This is a genomic window from Nonomuraea sp. NBC_00507 (assembly GCF_036013525.1).
Taxonomy (GTDB): Bacteria; Actinomycetota; Actinomycetes; order Streptosporangiales; family Streptosporangiaceae; genus Nonomuraea.
In genome coordinates, this window is sequence record NZ_CP107853.1 from 8,617,621 (window position 1) to 8,643,524 (window position 25,904).

The window sequence follows — 25,904 nt, forward strand, 5'->3', positions numbered from 1 at the left end:
GTGCCTCTGCCCGCACCCCGGACCGTGCGGTCCGGGCGGCCATCTCTGGAGACCGGACCATGACCTTTTCCCTGCACCGTCACATCCGCACGGCGGCCGCGGCCGGGCTGGCCTGTGCCGCCTTCCTGGCCGCGACCCCGTCGCCGGCGTTCGCCCACGACGCGCTCAAGAGCAGTTCGCCCGCGAAGAACACGCAGGTCTCCGCGAGCTCGCTGGAGGAGATCGAACTGGAGTACACCGCGCGCGTCAAGTTCCCGTTCGTCGTGCTGCGCGACGCCAAGGGCGCGCAGGTGCCGCTCGGCAAGCCACGACTCGCCGGACCGAAGGTGGTCGCCGACGTCAACGGCCCGCTCACGGCCGGCGCGTACGTGATCGCGTGGCGGGTCGTCTCGTCGGACGGCCACCCCATCGAGGGCGAGATCCCCTTCCGTGTGAAGGGATCACCCTCGCCCACGCCGACCGGCGAGAGCACATCCTCTCCGTCGTCCGCCCCGCCCGCCTCGTCGCCCGCCCAGGCGTTGGCGCCGTCGGCCGCCGATGGCAGCACGCCCGCCGCCTCGTCGGCCGGCGTCCCCGGCTGGATCTGGGCCGCACTGGCCGCGCTCGTCGCGCTGGGAGCGTTCATCGGGCTCAGGGGTGCGCGCCGTGAGCCCGAGCGGGAGGACGTGAACGCGGATTGACCAGGCCAGACATCTCGCGCGGCGCTGGGTCGCGGAGGAGGGCGTCGCCCTGCCCGGGTTCGGCGGCGCGTTCCTGACCGGGTCCGCACGCGACGTCCTCTGCGACTACCACCTGGCCTGCAGCTTCCGCCTCCCGTGCGTGCTCGCGGACCCCACGGGGCAGCTCACCGAAGTGCAGCGGGTCGTGGCCCGCGACTTCGCGGCCCAGCCCTGGATCCTGGCCAGATGCCGCAACGCCATGGACCGGGTACGCACGTGGATCACCGGCATGGACGCCTCCGCGCCCCTGCACGGCGGCTCGACTATCACGAGGTGCTGCTGGACCTGCTCGGATGCGCGGAGCTGAGCCCGGAGCGCGTGCAGCGGCACCTCGTGGCGCTGGAGAGGGCGTTCGCCGTGCATGCGCCCTCCTACCGGTTCGCCTCGGACATCAGCGAGGCGGGCTGAGGGGTCAGCGGCCGTCGAGGCGGTGGATGGCGTCGCCGTACAGGTCCGGGCTGCGGTCGCAGGCCTCGATGAAGTCACGGGGGAAGCCCAGCTCGAACTCCACCGCCGACTCCAGCCGCCGCACCGCCTCCTCGGGTAGCGCGAGCCCCGCCGCACCCAGGTTGTCCTTGAGCTGCTCGGCGCTGGAGGCCCCCACGATCGGGTGCACGCCCCGCCCCAGCACCCAGGCCAGCGCCACCTGCGACGCCGTGGCGCCCACTTCCCCGGCGACCTCCACCACCGCCCGCGCCGCGGCCAGGTCGCGGTCACCGAGCGAGTCAGGCGACACCCGCGACGCCGGCGCCCCGGGGTCGTTGTACCGGCCGGACAGCACGCCCCGCTCGAGTGTCCCCCACGCCGCCACGCTCATCCCGTACGCCTCCGCCATCGGCAGCAGCTCCCGCTCCACGTCCCGCCGCAGCAGGCTGTAGGGCGCCTGCAGCCCCGCGAACGGCGTCCACCCCCGGAACTCGGCGACGGTGTTGGCCCGGCTGACCAGCCACGCCGGAGCATCCGATATGCCGACATAGAGCACTTTCCCGGACCGCACCACGTCGTCGAGCGCCCGCATCGTCTCCTCGACCGGGGTGTGCCGGTCCCACACGTGCACCCAGTAGAGGTCGATGTAGTCGGTGCGCAGCCGCCGCAGGCTCTGCTCCAGCGTCAGCACCAGGTTCTTGCGGTGGTTGCCTGCCGCGTTGAGATCGGTGCGGTCACGTGTGCCGGTGTACTTGCTGGCCAGCACGAAACGATCACGCCGCCCCTGCAGCAGCTCGCCGACGACGCTCTCGCTGTCGCCGTACATCGACGCCGTGTCGATCACGTTGCCCCCCGCGTCGGCGTACGCGTCGACGATGCGCCGCACCTCCGGCGACGCCGAGCGGAAGGTCATCGCGCCCAGGAACAACTCCGAAACCCGCAGCCCGGTACGGCCGAGCAATCGGTAACGCATCACGTCAACTCCTCCCCTGCACGTCAGGCCTGGTACGGCGTGGCGAGGCGGGCCTCGCGCAGCACCCTGCTCCACCAGCCGAGCTGGTCCAGCATGGCCTTGGCCGCGCCGTCCGGCCCCTCAGGATCCATCAGCCGGCCCTCGGCGTCGAACCGCGTCCAGTGCTGGTCGAGACTGATCCAGTTGCGGATGGTGACGGCGTGCATCTCGCAGAAGACCTGCCGCAGGTGCTCGGCCGCGCGCACGCCGCCCCCGTAGCCGCCGTAGGACACCAGCGCGACCGGCTTGGCCTGCCACTGGACGGGGTGCCAGTCGATGAGGTGCTTGAGCGAGGCGGGGAAGCTGTGGTTGTACTCCGGCGTCACCACCACGTACGCATCCGCCTGTTCCAGCCGCGCGGCCAGCCGCCTGAGGTCCTCGGGACGGCCGTCCACGTCGTAGAGCCGCTCTGCTGTGCCGGGCAGTTCCAGCGGCAGCGGCGTGTCCGCCAGGTCGACGACGTCGATGTCGAACAGGCCGTGCTGTCGCGCGTGTTCGGTGAACCACCTCGTGATCGTCGGGCCGAAACGGCCTTCGCGAACGCTGCCGGTGATCACCGCGAGTTTCATGTTCGTCATGGCGTCCAACCTGCTGCGGTTCGCGCCGCCGAGGAAGGCCGGGCGGAGACTGGCCCTGGCAGGGCCACGATAGGGCCGGGCCGGCCGCCGTACACTCGGGGCGTGAGTGACAACGAGCTGGGGGCTTTCCTGCGGGCCCGCCGTGAGGCACTCAAGCCCGCCGACGTCGGGCTGCCCGACGGACCCCGGCGGCGCACGCCTGGGCTGCGCAGGTCGGAGCTGGCCACCGTGGCGGGACTGAGCGTCGAATACCTGACAAGGCTGGAGCAGGGCCGCGACCGCAACCCGTCCATGCAGGTGCTCACCGCGCTCGCCGACGCCCTGCGCATGACGCCGGAGGAGCGGATCCACCTCCGCTCCCTCAACAAGATCGCCAGCGGCGCCATCGGGCTGTGCCCCGGGGCCGGCCATGGGCCGGCCCGCACGGTGCGGGCCACCGTCCGTGCGGTGCTCGACCGGCTGGAACCCGCGCCCGCCGCCGTGATCAACCGGCTGAGCGAGGTGGTGGCCCGCACCACCGGCCACGAGCGGCTCTTCGGCCCCGTCGGGCTGCTGGACGGCGACCCGCCCAACATGATCAAATACGTTTTCGCCGACGTGCGCGCCAGGGTCGCCTTCCCGGACTGGGATCGAGTGGCCGACGAGTACGCCGCCGCCCTGCGCCTGGAGGTCGGCCAGGGCGACGAGTACGCCTCCGAGCTCGTCTCCGAGCTGTCCTTCGCCGCGGGCGAGCCCTTCACCGAGCGGCTGTCGCGGCCGCCCGAGCCGCCGCGCATAGCCGCCGTGGAGCGGCTCGCGCACCCGCAGGCCGGCCAGCTGCGCCTGGCCCGCGAGGTGCTCGACCTCGACGGCGGCGAGCTGCGGCTGCTCGTCTACCTGCCGGCCGACGCGGCCACGTCGGCCGCCCTCGACCGCCTCACCGGCCGCCACCCGGGCGCCCTGCGCGCCGTCACGGCGTAACCGGCCCGGCCTCGGCGCTGCCTCGGCGTGCTGATCGCCCGCCGCCCGCCTCGCCGCCGCAACCGGCGCGCCCCGGGCTTCGGGCGGCGCTACTCGCGGACGATGAGGCCCAGCGCCGTGGCCACGACCGTCGCCTGGAACGGATCGATGATCGCGTCCTTGAACGTGACCTGCTCCAGGTCCAGCGTGCTGAGGTCGCTGCCGCGCAGGTCGCACTTGGTGAGGTCGGCTCCACGCAGCCACGCCCCCGACAGGTCGGCCCGCCGCAGCTCGGCCCCCTCGAGCCGGACCCCGTTCAGGTCGGCCTCGCGCAGCCGGGCGCCGTCGATGGAGCTGCCGCGCAGGTCCGCGCCGGACATGACGACGTACGACCAGTCGCCGCCCTCAACCTTCAGCAGCCCGTACGTGCACCCCTCGAACACGCTCCCGGTGAGCTTGCACCCCCTGAACGTCGCGTCGAAGAAGGAGCAGCCGATGAACGTGCAGTTGAGGAACTGCGCGTCATCGTGCTCCGACACGTTGAACCGCACGTTGCCGAACGTGCACTCCTCGAACGAGCAGCCCCGGTCGAGCAGCTCGGTCAGGTCCACGTCCTGGAACAGGACTCGCCGGTAGCTCTCGCCGGTGAGCTCCAGGGGATCGTCCCAGTCGGCGGCGCCGATCGTCTTCTCGATGGGGAACGCCGGTCTCCTGTTGGCCATGCGAACAAGTTATCGGCTCAGGCCCGCTTGGCGATGGCCGTGATGAAAGGTTGCACGAGTTTGGCGGCGAGCGGGCCGAACGCCGCCAGGATGAGCACGTACGCCGCCGCCAGCGCCCCCAGGTCGGGGTGCACGCCCGCGCCGACCGCCAGCCCGGAACACCGCCGCGAACAGGTCCCGCAGCGGCGCCAATGGTCGTCAGCACCGGCAGGTAGACCGCCATCGTCAGGTCCTCGAACACCAGGAGCGACAGCACCGTCGGCGTCTCCCTGTTGCCGATCCACCCCAGCTCGGACAGCACTTTGGCGGCGATGCCGGAGGAGGTGGCGTAGGTGACGCCCGCCATGGCCACCGCCGCGACCGGCCCCCAGCCCAGCAGCAGCGCGCAGATCGCGCCGGGCGCGGAGTTGAGCACCAGGTCGACGAGGCCCGCGCGGGCGTTGCCGGTCAGGCTCGTCACCAGCTCGTCGGCGTTGTACTCCAGGCCCAGCGTCAGCAGCAGCAACACCACGCCGAGCTCGGCGCCGACGGAGATGAACTCCTCGCTGGTCGCCAGCGGCAGCACGCCGCCGGTCCCGAACGCCAGGCCGGCGATCAGATAGAGCGGGATGGGAGAGATGCCGATGCGCAGGGCCAGCGCGCCGAGCACACCCAGGCCGAGAAGGACAGCACCGAACTCGAGGAAGATGACCGCGGTTTCGTGCAACCCGCGCCCCTACCCTCGCGCCAGGACGCCGGCCGCCTCTGCGGTGCTGTCCTCACTGCCCACGATGACCACGACGTCGCCCACCTGGAACAGGAAATCGGGCCCCGGGCTGGCGACCACCCGCCACCGCGCACGACCGCGACGGTGGAGGCGCCGGCGCGGGTGCGCACGCGAGCCTCTCCCATGGGGCGGCCCGCGTAGGGGGAGCCTGCGGGGATCGGCAGCCGCACGCTGACCAGGCCCTCGACCTGCTGTTGCAGCTGGTTGAGCCGCTGCACGATGCGCGGCGCGCCGAGCAGCTCGGCCAGGGCGTCGGCTTCCTCGTCGTTCAGCTTGACCGTCTGGCAGGCGCGGTCGGGATCGTCGTGTCGCGTTTCAGCCCGTTTCCGGATAGCCCTACCAATAGAGCGATCAGCGACTTCCCGCGCGGCGCAGCGGACGGCCCACCTCGTGCAGGTGGCGCATAGCCTGCCCCCACGACGCGAACAGGCCGCACTCGGCGTAGTCCACGCCGATCGACCGGCAGTAGTCGCGGACGATCGGCCGGGCCTTGCGCAGGTTCGCCGTGGGCATGCTGGGGAACAGGTGGTGCTCGATCTGATAGTTCAGCCCGCCGAGCGCGGTGGTGACCAGCCGGCCGCCGCGCACGTTCCTGGAGGTCAAGACCTGGCGGCGAAGGAAGTCCAGCTCGTCCTCGGCGGTGAGCACGGGCATCCCCTTGTGGTTGGGCGCGAACGTGCACCCCAGGTAGACGCCGTAGCACCCCAGATGCACGGCGAGGAACACCAGCGCCTTGCCGGGAGAGAGCACCAGGAAGACCGCGCCGAGGTAGGCCAGGTTGTGCGCGACCAGCAGCAGCCCTTCGACCTTCCGGTTCTTGAGCGACTCGCGGCGCAGCGCGCGGAAGCTGGCGACCTTCAGGTTCAGCGCTTCCAGCGTGATCAGGGGAAAGAACAGGAACGCCTGCCAGCGGCCGATGATCCTGGCAAGCCTGCTGGCGCCGGCAGCCTGGTTCTCCGACCAGACCAGCACTTCGGGCGAGACGTCAGGGTCGTGGTCCTCGTGGTTGGGGTTGGCGTGGTGCCGCGTGTGCTTGTCCATCCACCAGCCGTAGCTGAGCCCGATGGCCAGATTGCCCACCAGGAGCCCGGCCATCCTGGACGTGCGCCGCGACCGGGAGATCTGCCCGTGCGCCAGGTCGTGGGCCAGCAGCGTCACCTGGGCGAACGCGACGGCGAGCAGCAGCGCGACCGGCATCTGCCACCAGGAGTCCCCCACTGCGGCGAACAATGCCCAGCCCCCGGCGAACAGGCCCGCCACGAGGCCGATCCTGGCCGTGTAGTAGCCGGGACGCTTGTCCAGCAGCCTCGCCTCGGAGATGCGACGCGCCAGCCTCGCGAAGTCGCTCCCCCGCTCCCCCGATGGCCTGGCGCGGGAGGTGTCCACTACAGTCACATTAATCTCCGATGCTGGTGAGTCGTATGCGAATACCCATCAGCATCGCTGGGCTGGAGTCTATGCGAACCCCGGCGGTCACCCGTCCCTGTGGTAGTGCAGGCCCTACCACACTGACGGCACGCTGCGGGTAACCGGGTCGCCGTTCACCAGGAGCAGGTCGGCACGTAGTCCGGGCGCGATCCGGCCCCGGTCCGCCGCTCTCGTCGCGCTCGCTGATTCCTCGTTGGCGTGCCCGCGCACGTGTTCAGCAGGTCGAGGAGGCTTCATACCGTCCGCTCAGAACATTCCGTGGGGAACCTCTGCGGCTTCTGGCACCGGCTGCACGACATCCCAGTGCTCAACGATCTCCCCGTCGACCAGCCGCCAGATGTCGACGACGGCGACACCGCGCGGGTCGTCGTCCGTGGCCATGTGATAGTGCATCACGACATGATCGTCGTCGGCGATGACCCGTTTGAGGTCGAGCCGGGCTCGGGCCACGCGAGCCTCGGCGATGAACGCGATGAACGCCTCCCGCCCGGAGGGATTTCCCGGACTGTGCTCGACGAAGTCCTCGTGCACGAGGGTACGGAGCACGTCGATGTTCCCCGCCGCGAACTGGGTGAAGCCGTGGAGGGCGAGGTGCTTATTGCGTGCGGCTTTGCTGCTGTCGCTCATGAGGGCAACCGTCCCAGCCGCCGCCCGGCCCTGTCGATTACCTGGCGTGTAATCGAGATGATCAACGCAGCGGGGCGATAATCGCCGCATGATGCAGGACCGGCCGGTCGGCGAGCTGCTGCGCGAGTGGCGGCGCCGCAGAGGGCTCAGCCAGCTCGATCTGGCGATCCAGGCAGAGGTGTCCACCAGGCACGTCAGCTTCGTGGAGACCGGACGGACCATCCCCAGCAGCGCGATGGTGTTGCGTCTGGCCGAGCAGCTGGGCGTCCCGTTGCGGGAGCGCAACCGCCTCCTGGTCGCGGCCGGCCACGCACCCGTCGTCCGGGAACGGCCACTCGAAGATCCGCACCTGGCGTCGGCGCGGAATGTCCTGAAGCAGATCCTGCGGGGGCACGAACCCTACCCGGCGCTCGCCGTGGACCGTCGCTGGAACCTGCTGTTCGCCAACACCGCGATCGACGTCTTCCTGGAGGGCGTCGATGCGTCTTTACTGCGACCGCCGATCAATATGATGCGGCTGGGCCTGCATCCGAACGGGTTCGCGCCGAAGCTGCGCAACCACGGACAGGTCCGCGCTTACCTGCTGCCCCGGCTCGCCCGCCAGGTGGCGCAGACCGGTGATCCCGAGCTGAGCGCGCTGTATGAGGAACTGCTGTCCTACGGCCCCGAAGGTGACCAGGCGCCGCCCGACCCCGCCGACATCGCGCTGCCCATCCGCATCTGCCATCGCGGAGCGGAGCTGTGCTTCATCAACACCGTCACGACGTTCGGCGCCGCCTTCGACGTCACGCTGGAAGAGATCGCCGTCGAGGCATATTTTCCCGCCGATGACAACACTGTCCGCTTCTTCCGGACAGGAGCCGCAACCAACCGTGTTCATCGACCCCCTCGCTGACATCAGCCTGCCGGCGCACCCGGCGCCTGTGCCGGGAGGCCGCCGCCTCCACCCGCAAGTACGGAGTCGGGTTCGTTCGTCGGTGGAGCAGCGGCGGACCCTGGCCGGTGTGGAGGTGGGTACACGGGAAGGGCGGATGGTCGATTGTTCGACGCACATGAGGGGCGCGCTCAGTCTTTCCACCGATACGGCCGGCTACTCGTCCACTTCCTGCGACTGCGGCACGTCGACCTCCCGGTCGGTATTGAGGTCGCCGCGCAGGATGACTGTCCCCGTGCGCGCGAGTCGCCCGGCCAGATCGTCGAGGATCGCCGCAGTCGCGGTGGCGCCGAACCGGACGGCGCCCGCCGCGGTCATCGCCAGCAGGACGTCAAGGGTGCGTACGCCGCCGGCGGCTTTGACCTTGACGCGCTTGGAGACATTGGCGCGCATGAGGCGGATGTCGGCCAGGGTGGCGCCGCCGGGGGCGAAACCGGTGGAGGTCTTGACGTAGGCGGCGCCCGCCTGCTCGCTCAGGTGGCACGCGCGGATCTTCTCGGCGTCGGTCAGGTAGGCGTTCTCGAAGATGACCTTCACCACGGCGCCTGGAGCCGCTTCCACGACCGCCCGGATGTCGGCGAGCACGGCCGCGTCGTCACCGCCGCGCAGGCGCCCGATGTTGAGCACCATGTCCAGCTCGCGGGCGCCTTCGGACACGGCGGCACGGGCCTCGGCGGCCTTGGTGCGGGAGGACGAGGAGCCGTGCGGGAAGCCGATCACCGTGCCGGTCGCCACGCCCGTCCCGTCGAGTCGCGTGGCGGCGAGCGTCACGTCACACGGTTTCACGCAGACCGAGGCGACGGCGTAACGGGCGGCCAGGTCGCATCCCGCGCGCACGTCGTCGTCGGTCAATTCCGGGCGCAACAGGGAGTGGTCGATCATCTTGGCGATATCGGCGACGGTGGAGGGCATGAGCGTGGCTCCTTCGCACGGGAGGCTCGGCAGAGGGCGGGTCACGGGTGGACGGTGTCCATGCCCGGGGACTCGACGGTGAAGGCGACGTCGAGGCCGTATCGGGCGGCGACGTACAGGGAGTCGGTGAGCTCCAGCGGCTCGTCGTTCTGGTCGAGGATCAGGCGATGCTCCACCAGAAGCGGCGCGCCGGCGTCGACGGCGAGCAGGCCGGCCTCACGCTCGCCCGCGACGGCGGCTCCGATGCGGGCGTGGCCGCGGGCCGGGGTGCGGCCGAGCGCGTTCAGAGCAGCGTGGAGGGAGCCCTGCTCGAGATCAGCCTCTAGCAGGGCGCGCAGGCTGCCCGGGAACACCGCCCTTTCAAGAGCGACCGGCAGGTCGTCGGCGAGCCGGACGCGCTCCACCGCGATGACCTGTCCGCGTCTGCCCAGCCGCAGCCTGTCGGCCTCCTGCGGGGTGGCGGCGCGGGTGGTGGCCGACAGCAGCCGAGAGGAGGGCCGCTGCCCCCGGCGGCGGATCTCCTCGCTGAAGCGCACCAGGCTCTCGGCGCGGCGGCTGCTCGGCGGTGGGGCCACGAAGGTGCCCCGGCCGGGGCGCCGGACCACCAGGCCGTCGGCGACCAGGCGTTGCACGGCCGCGCGGGCGGTCATCCTGCTGACGGCGAACTCCTCGCTCAACTCGCTCTCCGAGGGCAGCGCGTCGCCCGGCCGAGCGGCGGCCACGCGCTCGCGCAGCGCCTGTTCGATGACGAAGTAGCGGGGTGCGAAGTCCTCGAGCCGCTTGCCTGTCGCGTTCATCCCTCGATTATAACGCTAGCTGTCTATACAGCTATACTAGCGATGCAGTCCAGAGGAAAGGTGAACATGAGGCCGGAATTCGAGCACCCCATCCGCCAGATCTCCACGAGAGTCGCCTACACGTCCCCGTACATGCGGCTGCGCGAGGACAGGATCGTCCGCCTGGACGGCTCCGAGGGCATCTACACCTACGTGGACAAGCCCGACTTCGCGCTGGTCATCGCCGTGGAGGACGGCGGCTTCCATCTGGTGGAGCAATACCGGTATCCGGTGCGCTCGCGGTCGTGGGAGTTCGTGCAGGGGTCGCTGCCCGGGCTGGCCGTGGGCGACCCCGAGTCGCTGGCCCGGCAGGAGCTGCTGGAGGAGACCGGCATCACGGCACGGGTGATGCGCCGCCTGGGACGGCTCAACTGTGCGACGGGCATGTCGTCGCAGGGGTTCGATGTCTTCGTGGCGTCGGAGCTGTCCCACGGTAAGGCCGAGCCGGAGGTCGAGGAGCAGGACCTGCGCCGCCAGTGGTTCTCGCGGGCGGAGCTCGAAGGCATGATCCGCGACGGGCTCGTCACCGACGACTCCACCCTGGCCGCGTACACCCTGTTCCTCCTGCACATGCCGTCGGCCTAGGCGCTACAGCGGAACCTGCGAGCCGGGAGGGCTCATGGCGTGAAAGGGCGCCCCCGCCGCCTGTGGGATCGGGCTGCCCAACCGCACTCAGCGGGGCACTGGACGACCTCACCGGTTCGGGATAGCGGGCGGCGGGGGGGCGCCTGCTCAGGTGAGCTGCAAGGCCGGCATCTCGGCCGGCGCGGCCGCTTCGCCGTAGATGTGCAGGTCCGGGCGGAAGGCGGCCAGGTACGCGTCCCGGTCGCGGAAGGTCGCGGCCAGGGCGTCGCCGTAGTCGATCAGCTCCCGGTGCGCGTGCCTGCGCGGCTCGTACCGGGCGTACAGCAGCCGGTCCAGCAGTTCCGCGTCACCTCCTGCCGCGCTGATGACGTCGGCGAGGATCTCCGCGTCGTGCAGCGTGTAGCTCATCCCCATGCCCGTCATCGGGTGGCAGGCGAACGCGGCCGAGCCGAGCAGGGCGGCGTTGCCCTTGTGGTACGCCGACACCCGCAGCGACGAGACCTTGATCAGCTGCCACTTGGCGGGCTGGAGCGCGTTGAAGGCGTCGGAGCTGTCGGTGACGAACTTCTTGAGCTCGTCGATCAGGGCGGGGATGCCGTCCTGGAAGATCTCCTTGTCGTCGTCGGGGGGCAGGCCGACGAACACCCTGGCCTGGTCCCTGTTGAGCGGGTAGAGGTAGGTCAGCCAGCCGTCGGAGCTGAAGTACAGCCGGTTGAGCCGGGCGACGCTGGCCGTCAGCGGCACGGTGGCCACCCGCATCAGCAGCCGCTCGTACGGCATCGTGACCTGCTCGATGCCGAGCGCCTGGCGTACGGCGGACTTGGTGCCGTCGGCGCCGATGACGACGTCGGCCCGCAGCCGCCGCCCGTCGGAGAGGATGAGCTCCTCGACCCGGTCGTCGCCGACCGCGATGTCGGCGATGTCGGCGTCGAACCAGAAGTCGACGCCTTCCATCGCGCAGCACGTGTAGATGAGCTCGACGAGCTCCTTGTAGGGGCGGATGAGGAAGCCGCCGTCGGGGAAGCGGCATTCCCTGATCGGGTCGCCGTCGTGGTAGTAGCGGATGATGTCGCGCCGCAGGCCATGGCGTTCGACGAGGTTCGCCAGCCCGTGACGGGCGAGCACCCGCAGGCCCGGGGGTTTGAGGAAGTCGGCGCCGGCGCTGGGGATGGAGGGTCCCTGCTCGATGACGACGACGCGCCGGCCGCGCCGGCCCAGGAGTAAGGCCAGGAAGCAGCCGCCGAGCCCGGCGCCGACGATGGCTACGTCGCACGATGTGGTTGCCATGACGAGAGCCCTTTCGGTGGTTCGAACTAGTGCGTATTCCCGCGGGTCCCGGCGAGCGGTCCGGCCTCGGCCGCCCGCGGCCGCGGGATGTGGTCCATGGGGGGTGTGCGGGTCTCGACAGGCAGCAACGCGTCCGCCTCCGCCGCGACGGTGGCGAGGGTCATCCGCAACTCCAGCAACATCCGGCGCGGCACCTTGATCATGACGTCGCCGGGGTCGGGCCGCAGCCGGGTGATCTTCGTGAGGGCCAGCGCGCCCATGAGGACCGAGATCGCCACGCAGATCGCCAGCGCGCCGGCCAGGCCGGCGAAGGGTCCCGCGAAGGGCCCGGCCACGAAGGGGTGGTCGATGACGACTGATACGACGGCGATGCCGACGGCCCCGCCGACCATGCGGGCCATGGTGGCCGCGCCGACGGCGGAGGCGTACTGCTGCGGGCGGGCGGCCAGGGTGGTGGCCACGGAGGTGCCCGGCGCCAGCGCGCCGACGCCCATCCCGAGCACGACGCTCGCGACCAGTCCCCAGACGGTGGGCCCGACCTGGGTGAGCACGAGCACGCAGGCGCCGCCGCAGAGCAGGGAGCCCGCGTAGATCAGGCCGTACGCGCCGATCCGTTTGACGATCTTTCCGGCCAGGAAGCTCGTCACGACGACGGCCACCGACGTGGGCGTCAGCCACATGGCCACCTCGAGCATCGGGTAGCCGAGGTGGAGCAGGTACAGCGGCTGGACGGTCAGCAGCCCGTACGAGAGCGCGCCGAACCCCCAGGTGGCCAGCCAGCCCCAGACGAACTTGGGCCGCCGCCACAGCGCCAGGTCGATGGCCGGCAGGCGGTGGTGCTTGGCCTGCGCGAGCGCCCCGCCCAGCAGGAGGAGGGCGGCGAGCGCCAGCCACACCACGTCCATGCCCCAGGCCATGGCCTTGGAGATGGCCAGCACGACGACCGCGATCCCGGCGGCGAGCAGCCACGCGCCAAGCACGTCCGGCAGGCCCTTGGCGCCGGCGCGCCTGCCCGAGGGCAGCCCGAAGCAGGCGATCAGGAGCGCGACGCCGATCACGACGTCCGGGATGAACAGGGACCGCCAGCCGACGGCAGCGGCCAGCCAGCCGCCTCCCGCCTGCATGAGCAGGCAGCCGAGTCCCGAGGCGGAACTCCATAGCGCGATCGCGCCGCGCCGCTGCGACTCCGGCAGCTCCCCGAGCAGCAGCCCGAGGCTGGCCGGGATCATCGCCGCGGCTCCCGCGCCCTGGACGGCCCGCGCGGCCAGCACGAGCGACCAGGAGTCCACAGCGACGGTGGCGATGCCGCCCAGCACGAACACCACCAGCCCGACCGCCAGCACCCTGCGGCGGCCGAACAGGTCGGCCCAGCGGCCCGCCGTGGCCAGCAGCGCCGCGATCGGGATGAAGGCCGAGCTGGTCAGCCAGACCAGGTCGCCGAGGGGCATGCCGGCGCCTGCCGGTGTGTAGCGCAGCACCCCGACCGCCAGGGTGGTGGCCGTGGTGTCGGCCATGACCGTGAACATGACACCCGCACCGACCAGCCGCAGCATCACCGCGTGGCGGCGGCTGACGCCGGCCGTGCTCGTCCCCCGTGCCGGTGACGAACGCACGTGGTCACCTCCAAGCTATGCGTGGTCTCCGCCGGCCGGCACACTCCGGCTGTGCGACCGGCGAGGATGGACATGTCGTTGATGGCGAAATAAGTCAGGCGCCGTACCGGCCAGGTGAGAGCAGGCCGTCCGGGTCGAGCGCGGTCTTGAGCCGGTGGAGCATGCCGAGGCTGGCGGTGCTGGTCTCGGACCAGACGTCGGCCGCGGCGTGGTCGATGTCGGAGCGGTAGATCGCGCAGCCGTGGCCACGCAGCAAGCAGTTGCCGTCGTTGCGGAGCTGGTGCGCCCGGTAGGGAGCCTCCGGCGCGCCGCGTTCGAAGAAGATCTGGATGACGCCGTTGGCCATGTGCGTGCTGACAAGATTCCACTCGACCATGAGGGCGGTGGTGTGCGCGTCCACGGCCGTCTGCAGGGCGGCCACGATCTGCTCGGTCTTGCGCGCGTTCGTCGGCATCAGCGGCATCAGCGCCAGGAAGCCCATCCGGCCTTCGTCGATCTGGTCGCAGGAGCTCACCCCGAGCGCGTTGCGTACGCCCAGGCACGTGGGGATGCCCTGCGCCATGAGCGACCTGGCGTACAGCGGGTCGCCGGGCCGCACCTCGGCGGCGTCGAGAACGCGCAGCGCCTCGGCGCCCTCGACCTCGACCAGCGCCTTGCGCAGCAGCTCCTCGGCCAGTTCGACCGCGGCGTCGCTGCCGAACAGCGGCCCCATGATGGTGAACAGGCCGGGGTCGGCGCCCTTGGGCAGCAGCCAGTCGCCGTGGCTTGGGACGAGCGCCAGCTCGCGCACGCGCAGCATCCCGTCGGCGGGGTTACCGCGGCGCAGGAAGCCGGCCATCGCGTCGAGCGCGACGCCGGCCTGGTCGCGCGGGATGCGGCCGTGCACGAGGCCGACGGTCTGGGGACGCGGCACCAGCGCGACCGCCATGGCGGTGACGATGCCCAGGTTGTGCTGGACGAACGCGGACGTCAGGTCGGGTCCGGCGACCCGGCCGTGGTAGCGGCCGGACGGGTCGAGGCCGCCGGTGGTGACCACGCTGCCGTCGGCCAGCACGGCCTCCAGCCCGGCCACGTCGTGGACGCGGGAGCGGAAGGTGCCGTCGCCGCGGTCGAGGGCGTTGCCGACGACGGAGGTGTCGGCACAGGAGTTGGTGACGTTCAGCATCCACGGGGTGTCGCGCAGCACCGCGGCGAGCTGCGCCTGCGTGACCCCGGGCTCGATGACGGCGAACCCGGCCTCCAGGTCGAGGCTGCGGATGCGGTTCATGCCGCTGAGGTCGACGACGACGTTGTCATCGGTGACCGGCATGGACGAGCCCATTCCCCAGTTCCTGCCGGTGCTGATCGGGTAGAGGCGGCGCCTGGCCGTCGTGGCGCTCCGTACCAGGGCGCGGACCTCGTCGAGGGTGCGCGGCGCCTCGGTGCCCGCAATGGAGCGAGGCTGGTGCCCCCCGACGTCACGAGGCATCAGCTCCACTCGCGTGAGCTCCTGCATGTCTCTCCTCAGGCTTTCTACGGGCTAGGCGGTGTGCTGGAGCAGGTCGTCGATGGAGCCGATGGCCTGGTTGGACATCTCCCTGATGCCGAGCAGCCGCTGCTCGACGAAGATGTCGGCGTCGGGGAGGGCGTCGGGGATGTCGAGCGGGCCGGAGCCCGCGGAGCCTGCGGAGCTCGCGCGCGGCGGGGACTGCACGGGAACCTCGTGCAGCGCGTAGGGGTGACGCCGCGGGCGGACGGTGTCGGTGTCGTGGGACTCGTGCCTGGCGCGGCCGGGCAGGTGCGGGGGGGTTCGCATGACGGGAGCTCTCCTACCGGATGTGAATGGGGTTTTCCGGGCGGCCGCTCTCCGTTGAGCGGCGTCAGTGTCAGCGCGCCGGAGCTCGGCCCTCCTCGTGACCGGGATGTCCGGCCCGTGGGCTGACCGCCGCGGGGATGGCCCGCGGCACGCCATGGTTGATGACGCTCGCGGCGATCCGGCGTTCCGCCAGCCCCATGTGGGGGCGGCCGCCGCCGGTGGAGCTCGGCCGGGCGGCCGAGCCACGGATCATGGAGCTGGCGTGCACCCATCGGCGTGACTCGGCCAGCACGTCCCGTTGTGCGCGGCGCAGGTCGGAGTGCCGCGCGTACTGCTCGCAGACGGCGCCCGCAAGCACCCGCGCCATGACGAGGTGCTCGTCGCAGGCCGTCGCCAGTTTCGACTCAAGGCCGATGACCTGGGCCAGGAGCAGCTGCAGGTGGGGCAGTCCTGAGCTGCGCTCGAACCCGGCGAGCTCGGCCAGCCGCTCGGGCCAGCGCAGCCGGCGCTGGATCGAGGCGCACGTGGCGGCCACGACCTGCGCGGCGGGCTGGTCGTCCGGGTTGTGTCCCTCGAGCTGCACGGCCCGCTGGGCGGTGTGCTCGAAGTCGGACAGGCGGCGCAGGCCGCTCTGCAGCAGGCGTACGCGGTTGTGCAGGCAGGCGGCGCTCCAGCCGAGCACCAGCAGCCGGTTCTGGTCGGCCTCGCAGTGCCAGCCGACCAGGGACACCTCGCGGGCCATGCGGTGGTAGAGCACCCAGGCCTCCGGCGGGGCGGGCGGCGCGGGGGTGTCGATCCACACCTGCAGGCCGCCCGGGGGCAGCTCGCCGACGCCGATGTCCATGCCGTCGGGCGCGACCCTGGCGCAGATGCGCCGGACCACGCTCGTATGCTCCGGAGCCGCCGGTACCGGGCCTTCTAAGACAGGCGGCACTCGCTCGGGGGCCACCTTCGCCCTTGGCTCGATGCTCATCTGAGGCCACCTCCTGACCCGAGGGCCATATTCGATCTCTGTAAATTCACACTTAATGTTGCCGCTCTGATCGTGAGCAGCGGGCGGTTTTCTGTCAACTGGCACTTAACAGATACGGTATGGATCCCTCGCCCCGAGGCCAGGCGGCGGCGTGAACGGGTGACTTCCCGCAGGTGAATCCGGTGTTACGGGCCGTGGCCGATCCAGAGTCCGGACGGTTCCGGCACGCGCGAGGGACCGGCCGGGAGCGGTCCGCGCCGGCGCCTGGAACAGTGGTCGCGACCAGGTCGCCGGCCTTCGTACGACCCCTCGGCGACCGGCGCGGCGCTGACAGGAGGCGGCTACTGCCCGCTACCGCGGCACTCCCCCAGGTCCCGGCTCTTACCTGATCGATAGTGATTCGTCACTAGACCGGATTCGTCGCAATCGCCCGCCCTGCGCGGACCCGGCTACAGCGGATTGTCGTGGTCGCCGGTGCGCTGCGCCGGAATGCTCGGCCCCATTCCGTAATGGCGGTAGAGCTCGATCTCCTCCGCCGCGCTCAGGTGCCCGTCGACGTCGATGTGCGGCGCCGTGTGAACCGTTTCCCGGTCGAAGGGAATCTGGATCTCGTGGCCCGCGCGGTGACTGCCGGCCAGCGGCACGAAGGTCTGCCTCATCCCGAGGAACCCCGTGCGCACGGTCACCCACTCGGGCTCGTCGGTGCGCTCGTTGAGATAGACCTGGCCGACCTCGCCGATCGGCTCCCCGTTCGGCCCGATGACATGGCATTCGAGCAGGTTGCGAATCTCGGTCTGCGTGGCCACGACGATCCCCCCGATGCGATGACCCTGCCCTAAATGGGGCGAATACCCCATATCACCCCATTTGCACACTCACTCGCCATGGGCGCCGCGCAGCGCGGACAGGTGCTGCTCGAGCGTCGGGGCCACCTCCTTGGCCAGGGCGACGACCGCCGGGGACGATCCGCGGGAGATCTCCATCTTGGTGGCCGCGATCGCGGCCATGTGCTCGTTGGTCATGGTCGCGAGGAACTCCTGGTCGAAGTCCTTACCGACGGCGGCCCGCAGCTGGAGGATCTCCTCCCGCTGATGGGCGGAGATCGACTTGGGCAGCTGGACGCCCAGCCGCGTGGCGAGCTGGGCGACCTTGATGTCGAAGGCGGTGTGGTCCTGGACGAGCGTTTTGCCGATCGCCTTGATCCGCTTCGTGGAACCCTTGCCCTGCGCCAGCCGCCCCGTCTGGATCTCGGCGACATTGCCCTGATGGATGGCCCGCATCCAGGCCCTGTCCTGTTCGGACGGCGGCGTGTCGGTCTTCGGCGCCAGGGCCGCGGTGTTGGTCGGCGCCTCGGCGCATCCGGCCAGCGCGGCGGCGGCCAGCAACAGGGTCAGGCGTGTACGCATGGGCGGTCCTATGACATGGCGACACTTTTCCACTACGCACAGTAACCGCAACCCCGTGGACGACCCAGGCATTCCGGGGGCCCGGGCGCGCCCCGCGCCCGGCCGGCCGGTTCCCCCGCCGCCAGGGATCGCCCGATGACGGGGGCGATCTCGTCGAACGGCACCGTGACCATGCCCTTTCCGCCCGGGGCCGGGTTCACCGCAGAGCGTGCAGGCGTGGCGGGAGGCCGACGGGATGGGGCAGGACGGTCAGCGGAAGCTCAGCTCCAGGGTGGTGTGCTGCTTGCGGATGACGATCCCCTCGGCGTCCGCCTGCCCCGGGTAGGCCGTCACCCGCAGGTCCCCCGCCTGCGGGCGGCCCGCCTCGTCCCAGGCCGCGACGTGCGCGGCCAGCTCGGCCGCCAGCCTGGCACCGGCGCCGCCGTGGCCGCGGGCGACCAGGAACCCCTCGGCCGCCAGCACGGCAATGCTGTCGCCCTCCACGATGCCCGCGCTGAACGTCGGCCCGGCGGCCGTCTGACCGCTGAGCGCGCACCAGCGCGGCTCGTGCAGGGCCAGCCACAACGACATGCCCATGCCGATCACGGGCATGGGTGCGGGCTCCTCGACCTTGGTGGTGATCTCGGTGGGCACCGCGTCGAGCGCGGCGGCCACGTCACCGAGCTTGCGCGGCCCGGGAAGCGCCATGATCAGCTCGGGATCCCGCCGCAACACGATGATCACCTCGGGACCGGCGAACGGCCCCCGCATCCGCATGAACCCGCACGGCGCCACCGACCGGCTCACCCAGTGCCCGTCCTCGCGCTCCATGGCCACGGACACCTGCACGCCGCGCAGGTCCAGCGGCACCACCAGCCGCCCGTCCGGGCGCAGTTGCTCCAGCCAGGCGGGCGCCAGGTCCCACACGCCGACGGTGGCGATCAGGCGGTCGTACGGGGCCAGCTCGGGGTGGCCCGCGGCGCCGTCCCCGTGCACCACCTCCACCCGGGACTCCCCCGCGGCCGCCAGGTGCTCCCTGGCCCCGGCGACCACGTCCTCGTCGAGGTCGAGGCTCACGACACGCCCCTCGGGACCGACGAGGCGGGCGAGCAACGCCGCGTTGTAGCCGGTGCCCGCGCCGATCTCCAGCACCCGGTGCCCGAGGGCCACGGCCAGCTGGTCGAGCATGGTGGCCATGATGGCCGGCTGCGACGAGGAGCTGATCGGCCGGCCCTCGTCGTCGCGTTTGGTCACGATGGGCTCGTCGCGGTAGGCGTCCTCGGGGGCGACGCCGGGCACGAAGAGATGGCGCGGCACGGCCCGCATGGCCGCGGCCACGGGCTCGCTGACGTCCTGGCGCTCCCGCAGCAGCGCCACCATGGCTTCCCTCTGCGTCGCGACGTCCATGCCCCCATTGTCGCGCCTGCAGCACAGAGAATTGTTGGTAAAGAACGAGTCATGAAGGGTTGGGAGCCGATTGAGGGGGAAGGGCAGCCAACTCCTGACCGTCGACCGTGAGGAGGAGCCGTAGTGCTCACCCTGACAGCCAACGCAGCCCAGGCGATTCGCGATTTGACCGCGTCCGCGCCCGAAACGGCCCAGAGCGGGATCCGCATCTCGTCTCAGGGCGAGGGCGCGAGCTCGCTCACCCTTTCGCTGGCCACCGCACCGGAGCCGGCCGATGCGATCGTGGAGGCCGAGGGGGCGCGCGTCTACCTGGATCCCGTCGCCGCCACCGTACTGGAGGACAAGTCTCTCGACGCCGGAGCCGATGACCAGGGAAGCGTGTCGTTCCTGGTCACCGACCAGACGGCCTGACTCCACACGGGCGCGCCCCCGCCGCGGCCTGCCAGGTCGCGGCGGGGGCGGTCGCTCAGCCGCCGGACAGCAGCTTGTGCAGATAACGCAGCTGCTCCTCGGACTGGAAGCCGCCGCCGCCCTCGTGGTTGTTCCAGGGCCAGACTGTGATCTCCTTGGGGCCCTGCCAGTGGTTGTATCCGGCGAACACCGTCGACGGTGGGCACACGTCGTCCATCAGCGCGACCGAGTACAGCGCGGGCACTCGGCCACGGGCGGCGAAATTCAGGCCGTCGAAGTATGACAGCGTGCGGAACACCTGCTCGGCGCTGTCCCTGCGGGTCGCCAGGAACCTGACCAGCTCCTGGTACGGGTCACGCCCGGTGATCTCGACCGCCCTCCGGAAGTGGGTCAGGAACGGCACGTCGATGAGGGCCGCCTTGACCGCCGGGTGCAGCGCGGCCGTGGCCTGGGCGATGCCGCCGCCCTGGCTGCCGCCGGAGACCACGATGCGGCTCGCGTCGACCCCCGGGTGCGCGAGCGCCGCGTCCACGGCCCGGACGGCGTCGGTGAAGACCCGCCGGTAGTAGTAGTCCTCCGGGTCGAGGATGCCGCGGGTCATCATGCCCGGAGCCTGCGGGTTGGCGCTGCCGTGCGGGTCGCCGGTGGTGCCCGGGCTGCCCACGTTGCCGCCGCCGTGGCCGCGGGTCTCCATCACGAACACCGCGTACCCGGCGGCGGGCCAGAACAGGTGGTCCTTGGGGAACCCGCGGCCGCCGCTGTAGCCGATGTAGTGCATCACGCACGGCACCGGGCCGTCGGCGCCGCGCGGCAGCAGGAACCAGCCGTTGATCCGGTGCCCGCCCCAGCCGGCGAACGACACCTCGTGCACGTCCACGGCGGCGAAGGGCAGGTCGTACGGGACGTACTCGGCGGCCAGGTCGTACTGCCCGGCCTCGGCCAGGGTGCGGGACCAGAAGTCGTCGAAGTCGGCGGGCTCGTCGCGGTCGGGGAGGTAGGCGCGAAGCTCCTCGAGCGGCAAGTCGAACAGTGGCACGGGTTCTCCAATCCCATCGAAAGATGGTGATATTTCATCCCATCGTGACGGAAAGCGCTATCCCGGCCCTCCAGCTTTCCGCAGCAGCCGGTGAAAGCGACGCTCCTGGGTAGAGGCGATCACGTGAGCAGACACGTCGTCCAGATCCCCTACTCCCACCTCCATCCCGGCCTGATCCTGGACGCCCCCGCGGGCGCCCACGACTTCCTGGTGCACTTCGGCGACGACTCCGAGTCGCGGGCGCAGTTGCTGAGGGACGACACGGGGCGGCCTGTGCTCAGGATGGGCGGCTACATGACGGCCCAGGGCACGGTCGTCGACGAGCGCGTGTGGACCGTACGCGAGGCCGCCCGGCACGGCGACCACATCCGGCTCCGCCTGGGCCGCTCCCTCGCCTAGGCCTGGCCACGCCGGGCCGTGTGAGCGACCGGGCCGGTGAGGCGGTCCTGCGCGGGGCGCGGCCCCGGACAGGGCGCGTGCCGGTTCAGGATTGGGCCTGGGGGTGGGGGGACGGACGGGCGGTGCAGGAGCCGGCCTTCGTGGAGGCGACCTTCCACTCCGCCCCCGGGAACGGGCTCATGAAGTGCGTCAGCAGGTCCACCGCGTAGTCCGGCGCCTGACCGCCGGGATCGAGCAGGGACACCATCTGGGGCCCGTCGGCGCCGCGCAACGTGATCGAGTTGCCGGTGCCGCCGGCCGCGAAGCCCGGCTTGGCGTCGACGGTCACGCAGGCCAGGCTGATCCCGGCCGCCTCGATCTCCTGCTTGGCCCCGATCCGCCGCATCCGCTGGTCGTAGCGGCGCAGCGCGAGCGACGTCGCGGGCCCGAGCCGCATGGAGTCGCGGAAGACGTCGTTGCCGAGATCCCTGCTCAGCTTGACCTCCATGGCGACGTCGGGCCGCAGGTCCACGCCCTTGGCGGAGATGTCGAGCCGCTCGTAGTTCCCCTCGAAGCCGGGGGCGACGTACCCGAGCGCCGGTGGCGCCTTCAGCCCGAAGGGGATCTTCCCCGGGCGGACGCGCAGCCACGACACCCGCCGGGCCGACAGCCTCAGGTCCTCGACCGAGCTGGCCCCCAGCCCGAAGCTCCCGCCGAGGTGGTACGTCAGGAACCCGGTCGTGTACGGGATCTCCTGGCTCATCGTGATGCTCTGCCGGGCGACGGGGTCCAGCTTGAGCCCGCCGCGCACCGCGATGCGGCCCGTGGGCACCGGCCTGGAGACGAGGTCGAGGGTCTGGTCGGGATTGAGCCTGATCGTGGTGTCGGCGGCCAGATCCTGCACGGAGAGCGACACGTCCCCGTACCGCCCCGAGGGATCGACGAGGCCGCCCTCCACGCCGAGGTACCCGTCAAGGGTGCTGACGCCGCCCTCCGCCTTGTACGTGACGGCCGGCACGCCGAGCGCGGCCGCCGAGGCGTCGGCGTCCACGCCGAACGTGCCGGGCACGTCGCCGAGCCGCAGCTCGCCGGTGCCCTTGCCGGCCAGCGTCACCTTGGCGACGAGGCGCTTGACGGCGGCGGAGTTGCGTACGCGGATGCGGGTCTGCGCGCCGTACGTGCCTTGGACGGACACGGCGGCGGGCACCGGGTCGATGGCCACGTGGCCGCGCAGATCCCCGGCCTCGGCCGTCACGGCGAGCGCGCCGAGCGTGGCCGCGGGCTCGATGCGGTACGAGGCCTGGACCGTGTTGCCCTGCCCGACGCCGAACGGCCCCAGCGACATGCTGGTGATCTTGGAAGGCAGACCGGTCAGCGTGGCCTTGGCCTTGATCGGCACGGGCGTCAGGACGCTGCTGGCGAGATACACCCCCAGGCTCCGGCGACGGGGGCTGAAGCCCGAGAACGCGAACGTCTTGTTCGCCAGGTCCACCGACACCTGATCGGGCAGCCCGGTGACGTCGAGGTAGCCCTGCAGCCCGAAGCAGCCGCGGTCGGGCGTGCAGAAGGGCCCTGGGGCACAGCCGGATGAGCCGGGCGCGCAGCCGCCGTCCACCAGCGACACCCCGCCCGGCAGGGCCGGCGCGGCGCGCATCTTCTGCAGCGCCCCCGTCTTCCCGAGCCAGGCGCGGGCGCGCACGTCGAGGCGGGAGCCGGAGTACGTGAGCTTGCCGTCGGCGACCGAGACCGCCAGGCGGCCAGGTACGGGCCCGAGACTGCCGGCCAGGCCGAAGCGCACGTCGCCCTGCGTGACGTCGGCGTCCACGGCGAGGGTCTGCCTGGCCGAGCGGAAGTCGGCGGTGAACCCCTGCGCGGCCGGGCTGAACTCCACCTGCGACAGCCCCTTGACCAGCACGCTGGCGTCCAGGTCGCCGGACGCCTGGTCGTAGTGCGCCGCCAGGTGAGGCCCCGTGGGCGACGTGGCGTCGTCGTGGTTGGTGAAGGCCAGCGCCGCCGAGCCGACCGGGCCCGACAGGCCGCGGAAGCGGTACGACGCGGCGTTCCACGAGGCGTCGAAGCGGGCGGGCACGCCGGTCACCTCGGCGGCGGCCCTGGCGTAGCGGTCGCCGAGCTTGGCTCTGGCAAGGGCCGACACCTTGGCGACCGGCGTGTCCGAGTTCCAGGTGAGCGTCTGCGCCTTGGTGTCGGCGACCAGCTCGACGTGCTTGCGCACGCCTTCGACGGTGGCCCGCAGGTCGTCGCCGGTGCCACCGGTGGAGGTCACGTGCTCTTTATTGGCATAAATCTGTATTTGGCGGATCTTCGAGGACGCGTCGATCTTGACCGTCGTGCGTTCGCCCAGCTGCCACGACGCCTTCACGTCGTCGCGCACGCCGAGCACGGTGCCGTCGATCGTGGGTCCCGACTTGACGTTCGCGTACGCGGCCCGCAGCTTGTCGATCAGACCGCTGGCCTGGTATTCGGCTTTCCTGGCCGCCGGGTCGAGCGTGACGTCCACGGTGGCGGGCGTGTTGGAGATCTCCAGCCGGGCCAGATGGGCGCCGTCGATGCTGGCCGCGCCCACGAACGACCGGCCGCTGGAGTCCACCTCCAGGTGGACGTGGGGCGCGGCTCCGTACGTGACCTCGAACCCGGACAACCCCGTCAGCAGCCCCGACACCCCGACCGCGGCGCCGTTCTTGATCATGGTGACGTGGCCGCCACGCGGGCTGGAGATCGCGCCCTCGTTACGCTGCAGCACCACCGCGAACCTGCCGATGGGCGAGCTGGTCGAGTGCGTGACGCGGTGCTCGGCCAGGTTGTTGACCAGGCGCACCTTGGCGGGCAGGTCGCTCAGCTCGGCGCGCAGGACGGTCTTGTCGGCGTTCCTGTCGAAGAAGAGCAGCTCGGCGGCGCCGGCGCGGGGGCGGCCTGAATCGACGGACAGGGTCTGGCGGCCGTTCGCGGCGGCGTACTTGGCGGTGAGGGTGGGCGGGACCTTCCGGAGCTCGGCGCTCACCGCCCTGGCCAGCCGTCCGTCGCGGTAGGTGTAGTGGTGCACCCGGGCGCGGGCGACGGGCGACGGGCCGGCGAAGCGGATCTCGCCGCCCGCCAGCCGCACTTCGGCACGGGTGGGCATCCGGTCGAGCACGGCCTGGGTGAACTGGCGTCCGGTCACGGCCAGCGCCTCCAGCTTGGCGGGCGCGGAGGCGGTGACGTCGAGTGTGGGCGGGTCGAGCGCGGCGCTCACGGTGAGCTTGTCGGTGGCCGGCGTTTGGCGCAGGCTCACCGCGCTGCGGCCCGTCAGCCCCGCGATCACGGCCGCGGACGCGCCCGGATCCTTACGCCGGACCGAGGCCTTGACCCGCTTGCCCGCCAGGTCCACGGTGAAGGTGCCCCAGTCGTAGTCCGACAGCGACGAGCCGCGCCGCAGCCCGTCGAACCCGACCGACACCTTGCCGTCGTACTCCGCCCAGACCTGCGCCTTGAGGTTCTCCCGCGTCAGCCGCTTGACCGCGAAGCCCAGCCCGACCGCGCCCTCTGCGGGCATGGCCGCCGGGACCAGGTCGGCGGCCAGGTCGGGCAGGCCGTCGCCGGTGACGTCGGCGGCCGCGGGCACGCCGACGGGTTGCTGGATCGAGCAGGACACCGGCACCTCGGCGCTCTGGACGCAGAGCCGGTACGTCAGCCCCGGCACGGCCTTGCCGAGCCCGTCGAACACCTTGACCACCGCGGCCAGCGGCTTGATCAGCGACAGCGTCTCGGCCTGCGCGGTGTCCGGCAGGATCTTCCGCACGTCCGGCACCTGCCCGCCCACGCCCTCCTCCTCCAGAACGGCGGCGGCGTCGGCGGTGACCTGGTTGATCAGCCCGGGTCCGGCGGCCGTGGTCACCTCGGGCTCGGCGGGGCCCACCTGCGCGTTCACCGCCGGCCGGACCGCGAGCGACGGCCGCGTGGGAACGGTCACCGTGGCGGCCGGCGGCTCCTCGACGGCGGGCACCGGCCGGACCGTGACGGCCGTCCCCGCTGATGTGCGCACCTCTGCCTGGGCGGCGGGCGGCACGGCCACCAGGACGGCGGCGGCGATGGACGTCGAAGCGAGCACGCGCAGAAGGGCGTGCGGCATGAAGCTTTCTCCCCCGGACCGGTCTAATTCATCCCATCAGAAACAATGGTCACGAGACGACCATATTTCCTCACCGGTAGTCAAACCGTCACGGAAATGGAACTCCAACCTCCGGGAGAACCGCAGACCCCTCAGGAGTGCTACGGACGCAACCGCGGCCACCACCCAGGCACGTGAGCGCCGAGCGGGAGCGGCTTGCCGCGGCGTCAGGACGCGTCGCCGGGCGGCATCACCACCGCGTCAGGGCCCGGGAAGACGAGCTGCTCGTGCCCGTCGTCGTAGCGGACGACGAAAGGCGGCGAGCCGCCGGCGCCGCGGACCTCGATGATCTGGCCCTTCCTGTCTTTCTGACCGACGACGTGGCCGTGCACGAGCAGGATGTCACCGACATTCGCGTGCATGATCGCTCCTCTCAGCTGGACAAGGACAACTTTGAGGTTCCTCCCCACCTTGCATCAGCCGTAGCACCGAGGGAAGGCCGGCATCCGGGACCTCGGCATCTTCTCCGGCGTGGCCTAAGGTTGACGTATGAAGGCTTCTTCAAATAACCAGGTGTCGGATCTTGAGAGCTGCAGCACCCGGGTGGTGGACGCCGAGCGGGTCGCGGTGGTGCGCTCGCGCATGCCCGGTGACGGTGATCTGGCGGACACCGCGGATGTGTTCGGCCTGCTGTCCGATCCCGGCCGGTTGCGGCTCTTGCTGGCGCTGCTGGAGGGCGAGCTGTGCGTCTGCGATCTCGCCGTGGTGAGCGGGCTGAGCGAATCGGCCACCTCACACGCGCTGCGGCTGCTTCGGGCGCATCGCGTGGTGTCGGTGCGGCGGGCCGGCCGGATGGCCTACTACCGGCTCGACGACGCGCATGTCCGGATGCTGCTGGATCTGGCGGTGGCGCACACCGAGCACACGCAGGCCATCCATCCTGAACGCGACGGGCGCAAGCAGGGCTGAGCTCGCCTGCGGCTCGGCGGCGGCCGACAGCCCGTCGTGTTGACAGGCCCGTGACAGATGT

Annotated in this window: 26 protein-coding genes and 1 pseudogene; 8 read left to right on the forward strand and 19 right to left on the reverse strand. The window is 71.3% G+C overall.

The genetic code is table 11. The features are described 5' to 3' along the window. The first annotated feature begins 59 nt into the window (after window positions 1-59). The gene (locus OHA25_RS41560) at window positions 60-680 is read left to right on the forward strand and encodes a copper resistance CopC family protein (RefSeq protein WP_327582394.1); all 621 of its coding nucleotides are present in this window, start codon (window positions 60-62) and stop codon (window positions 678-680) included. A gap of 225 nt (window positions 681-905) precedes the next feature. After that, window positions 906-1,127, forward strand: a complete 222-nt coding sequence (locus OHA25_RS41565; RefSeq protein WP_327582395.1) for a hypothetical protein — start codon at window positions 906-908, stop codon at window positions 1,125-1,127. Between the two features lie 4 nt (window positions 1,128-1,131). Here the strand turns inward: OHA25_RS41565 and OHA25_RS41570 are convergent, their stop codons facing one another. Then, on the reverse strand, window positions 1,132-2,118 hold the full coding sequence (locus OHA25_RS41570; protein ID WP_327582396.1) for an aldo/keto reductase: 987 nt from the start codon (window positions 2,116-2,118) through the stop codon (window positions 1,132-1,134). Between the two features lie 23 nt (window positions 2,119-2,141). Continuing rightward, window positions 2,142-2,735, reverse strand: a complete 594-nt coding sequence (locus tag OHA25_RS41575) for an NADPH-dependent FMN reductase (protein ID WP_327582397.1) — start codon at window positions 2,733-2,735, stop codon at window positions 2,142-2,144. Window positions 2,736-2,837: 102 nt separating this feature from the next. Between OHA25_RS41575 and OHA25_RS41580 the strand changes: the two genes are divergently transcribed. Then, window positions 2,838-3,695, forward strand: a complete 858-nt coding sequence (locus tag OHA25_RS41580) for a helix-turn-helix domain-containing protein (RefSeq protein WP_327582398.1) — start codon at window positions 2,838-2,840, stop codon at window positions 3,693-3,695. A gap of 89 nt (window positions 3,696-3,784) precedes the next feature. Here OHA25_RS41580 and OHA25_RS41585 read toward each other — a convergent pair whose 3' ends face one another. The 4 genes and pseudogenes from OHA25_RS41585 to OHA25_RS41600 form a co-directional block, all read right to left on the reverse strand. Next, entirely contained in the window at window positions 3,785-4,396 is a 612-nt protein-coding gene (locus OHA25_RS41585; protein WP_327582399.1) for a pentapeptide repeat-containing protein, read from the reverse strand. Window positions 4,397-4,643: 247 nt separating this feature from the next. Further along, window positions 4,644-5,045, reverse strand: a pseudogene (locus OHA25_RS41590) (cation:proton antiporter domain-containing protein); the annotation flags it as partial. 468 nt (window positions 5,046-5,513) lie between these two features. Further along, window positions 5,514-6,557 (reverse strand): fatty acid desaturase family protein, encoded by a 1,044-nt coding sequence (locus tag OHA25_RS41595; RefSeq protein WP_327582400.1) that lies wholly within the window; start codon window positions 6,555-6,557, stop codon window positions 5,514-5,516. A gap of 279 nt (window positions 6,558-6,836) precedes the next feature. Then, window positions 6,837-7,217, reverse strand: a complete 381-nt coding sequence (locus tag OHA25_RS41600; RefSeq protein WP_327582401.1) for a nuclear transport factor 2 family protein — start codon at window positions 7,215-7,217, stop codon at window positions 6,837-6,839. Between the two features lie 88 nt (window positions 7,218-7,305). On the opposite strand from OHA25_RS41600, the gene OHA25_RS41605 reads away from it, so the two are divergent. Beyond that, window positions 7,306-8,112 (forward strand): helix-turn-helix domain-containing protein, encoded by an 807-nt coding sequence (locus OHA25_RS41605; RefSeq protein WP_327582402.1) that lies wholly within the window; start codon window positions 7,306-7,308, stop codon window positions 8,110-8,112. 195 nt (window positions 8,113-8,307) lie between these two features. Here the strand turns inward: OHA25_RS41605 and deoC are convergent, their stop codons facing one another. After that, complete coding sequence (gene deoC / locus OHA25_RS41610; protein ID WP_327582403.1) at window positions 8,308-9,063, reverse strand: deoxyribose-phosphate aldolase; 756 nt, start codon at window positions 9,061-9,063, stop codon at window positions 8,308-8,310. Between the two features lie 41 nt (window positions 9,064-9,104). Then, window positions 9,105-9,860, reverse strand: coding sequence for a GntR family transcriptional regulator (locus tag OHA25_RS41615; protein ID WP_327582404.1), 756 nt, complete (start codon window positions 9,858-9,860; stop codon window positions 9,105-9,107). Window positions 9,861-9,926: 66 nt separating this feature from the next. Here OHA25_RS41615 and OHA25_RS41620 point away from each other — a divergent pair, with 66 nt between their 5' ends. Continuing rightward, on the forward strand, window positions 9,927-10,484 hold the full coding sequence (locus tag OHA25_RS41620; protein ID WP_327582405.1) for an NUDIX hydrolase: 558 nt from the start codon (window positions 9,927-9,929) through the stop codon (window positions 10,482-10,484). Between the two features lie 147 nt (window positions 10,485-10,631). Here the strand turns inward: OHA25_RS41620 and OHA25_RS41625 are convergent, their stop codons facing one another. From OHA25_RS41625 to fxlM, 8 genes are all read right to left on the reverse strand, one after another. Next, a complete protein-coding gene (locus OHA25_RS41625; RefSeq protein WP_327582406.1) occupies window positions 10,632-11,771 on the reverse strand; it encodes an FAD-dependent monooxygenase in 1,140 nt (379 codons plus the stop codon). A 26-nt stretch (window positions 11,772-11,797) separates the two neighbouring features. Further along, window positions 11,798-13,384, reverse strand: a complete 1,587-nt coding sequence (locus OHA25_RS41630) for an MFS transporter (protein ID WP_327582407.1) — start codon at window positions 13,382-13,384, stop codon at window positions 11,798-11,800. A 94-nt stretch (window positions 13,385-13,478) separates the two neighbouring features. Beyond that, window positions 13,479-14,879 (reverse strand): FAD-binding oxidoreductase, encoded by a 1,401-nt coding sequence (locus OHA25_RS41635; RefSeq protein ID WP_327582408.1) that lies wholly within the window; start codon window positions 14,877-14,879, stop codon window positions 13,479-13,481. Window positions 14,880-14,903: 24 nt separating this feature from the next. Further along, window positions 14,904-15,179, reverse strand: a complete 276-nt coding sequence (locus OHA25_RS41640; RefSeq protein WP_327582409.1) for a hypothetical protein — start codon at window positions 15,177-15,179, stop codon at window positions 14,904-14,906. A gap of 70 nt (window positions 15,180-15,249) precedes the next feature. Then, entirely contained in the window at window positions 15,250-16,062 is an 813-nt protein-coding gene (locus OHA25_RS41645) for a hypothetical protein (protein ID WP_327582410.1), read from the reverse strand. A gap of 539 nt (window positions 16,063-16,601) precedes the next feature. After that, window positions 16,602-16,958 (reverse strand): PRC-barrel domain-containing protein, encoded by a 357-nt coding sequence (locus OHA25_RS41650; protein ID WP_327582411.1) that lies wholly within the window; start codon window positions 16,956-16,958, stop codon window positions 16,602-16,604. Between the two features lie 69 nt (window positions 16,959-17,027). Next, window positions 17,028-17,558: a DUF4142 domain-containing protein gene (locus tag OHA25_RS41655; RefSeq protein ID WP_327582412.1), complete on the reverse strand. Its 531-nt coding sequence runs from the start codon at window positions 17,556-17,558 to the stop codon at window positions 17,028-17,030. Window positions 17,559-17,807: 249 nt separating this feature from the next. Further along, window positions 17,808-18,944, reverse strand: a complete 1,137-nt coding sequence (fxlM, locus tag OHA25_RS41660; RefSeq protein ID WP_327582413.1) for a methyltransferase, FxLD system — start codon at window positions 18,942-18,944, stop codon at window positions 17,808-17,810. 123 nt (window positions 18,945-19,067) lie between these two features. Between fxlM and OHA25_RS41665 the strand changes: the two genes are divergently transcribed. Next, the gene (locus tag OHA25_RS41665) at window positions 19,068-19,355 is read left to right on the forward strand and encodes a Fe-S cluster assembly protein HesB (protein ID WP_305920507.1); all 288 of its coding nucleotides are present in this window, start codon (window positions 19,068-19,070) and stop codon (window positions 19,353-19,355) included. Window positions 19,356-19,410: 55 nt separating this feature from the next. On the opposite strand, the gene OHA25_RS41670 is transcribed toward OHA25_RS41665, so the two are convergent. Further along, on the reverse strand, window positions 19,411-20,391 hold the full coding sequence (locus tag OHA25_RS41670) for an acetylxylan esterase (RefSeq protein WP_327582414.1): 981 nt from the start codon (window positions 20,389-20,391) through the stop codon (window positions 19,411-19,413). 123 nt (window positions 20,392-20,514) lie between these two features. Here OHA25_RS41670 and OHA25_RS41675 point away from each other — a divergent pair, with 123 nt between their 5' ends. Continuing rightward, window positions 20,515-20,790 (forward strand): hypothetical protein, encoded by a 276-nt coding sequence (locus tag OHA25_RS41675; RefSeq protein WP_327582415.1) that lies wholly within the window; start codon window positions 20,515-20,517, stop codon window positions 20,788-20,790. A gap of 85 nt (window positions 20,791-20,875) precedes the next feature. Here the strand turns inward: OHA25_RS41675 and OHA25_RS41680 are convergent, their stop codons facing one another. Together OHA25_RS41680 and OHA25_RS41685 are read right to left on the reverse strand one after the other, a co-directional pair. Beyond that, window positions 20,876-24,895: a hypothetical protein gene (locus OHA25_RS41680; protein WP_327582416.1), complete on the reverse strand. Its 4,020-nt coding sequence runs from the start codon at window positions 24,893-24,895 to the stop codon at window positions 20,876-20,878. 206 nt (window positions 24,896-25,101) lie between these two features. Next, on the reverse strand, window positions 25,102-25,296 hold the full coding sequence (locus OHA25_RS41685) for a DUF1918 domain-containing protein (protein ID WP_327582417.1): 195 nt from the start codon (window positions 25,294-25,296) through the stop codon (window positions 25,102-25,104). 151 nt (window positions 25,297-25,447) lie between these two features. On the opposite strand from OHA25_RS41685, the gene OHA25_RS41690 reads away from it, so the two are divergent. Beyond that, window positions 25,448-25,843 carry an ArsR/SmtB family transcription factor gene (locus OHA25_RS41690; protein ID WP_327582418.1) on the forward strand — a complete coding sequence of 132 codons (396 nt, stop codon included), beginning with the start codon at window positions 25,448-25,450 and terminating at the stop codon, window positions 25,841-25,843. Window positions 25,844-25,904: the final 61 nt, after the last annotated feature.

Coding starts and splice junctions, on each gene's coding strand:
- OHA25_RS41560 (WP_327582394.1), top strand. CDS start 60: ATGACCTTTTCCCTGCACCGTCACATCCGCACGGCGGCCGCGGCCGGG.
- OHA25_RS41565 (WP_327582395.1), top strand. CDS start 906: ATGCCGCAACGCCATGGACCGGGTACGCACGTGGATCACCGGCATGGA.
- OHA25_RS41570 (WP_327582396.1), bottom strand. CDS start 2,118: ATGCGTTACCGATTGCTCGGCCGTACCGGGCTGCGGGTTTCGGAGTTG.
- OHA25_RS41575 (WP_327582397.1), bottom strand. CDS start 2,735: ATGACGAACATGAAACTCGCGGTGATCACCGGCAGCGTTCGCGAAGGC.
- OHA25_RS41585 (WP_327582399.1), bottom strand. CDS start 4,396: ATGGCCAACAGGAGACCGGCGTTCCCCATCGAGAAGACGATCGGCGCC.
- OHA25_RS41600 (WP_327582401.1), bottom strand. CDS start 7,217: ATGAGCGACAGCAGCAAAGCCGCACGCAATAAGCACCTCGCCCTCCAC.
- OHA25_RS41605 (WP_327582402.1), top strand. CDS start 7,306: ATGATGCAGGACCGGCCGGTCGGCGAGCTGCTGCGCGAGTGGCGGCGC.
- deoC (WP_327582403.1), bottom strand. CDS start 9,063: ATGCCCTCCACCGTCGCCGATATCGCCAAGATGATCGACCACTCCCTG.
- OHA25_RS41615 (WP_327582404.1), bottom strand. CDS start 9,860: ATGAACGCGACAGGCAAGCGGCTCGAGGACTTCGCACCCCGCTACTTC.
- OHA25_RS41620 (WP_327582405.1), top strand. CDS start 9,927: ATGAGGCCGGAATTCGAGCACCCCATCCGCCAGATCTCCACGAGAGTC.
- OHA25_RS41625 (WP_327582406.1), bottom strand. CDS start 11,771: ATGGCAACCACATCGTGCGACGTAGCCATCGTCGGCGCCGGGCTCGGC.
- OHA25_RS41635 (WP_327582408.1), bottom strand. CDS start 14,879: ATGCAGGAGCTCACGCGAGTGGAGCTGATGCCTCGTGACGTCGGGGGG.
- OHA25_RS41640 (WP_327582409.1), bottom strand. CDS start 15,179: ATGCGAACCCCCCCGCACCTGCCCGGCCGCGCCAGGCACGAGTCCCAC.
- OHA25_RS41655 (WP_327582412.1), bottom strand. CDS start 17,558: ATGCGTACACGCCTGACCCTGTTGCTGGCCGCCGCCGCGCTGGCCGGA.
- fxlM (WP_327582413.1), bottom strand. CDS start 18,944: ATGGACGTCGCGACGCAGAGGGAAGCCATGGTGGCGCTGCTGCGGGAG.
- OHA25_RS41680 (WP_327582416.1), bottom strand. CDS start 24,895: ATGCCGCACGCCCTTCTGCGCGTGCTCGCTTCGACGTCCATCGCCGCC.
- OHA25_RS41685 (WP_327582417.1), bottom strand. CDS start 25,296: ATGCACGCGAATGTCGGTGACATCCTGCTCGTGCACGGCCACGTCGTC.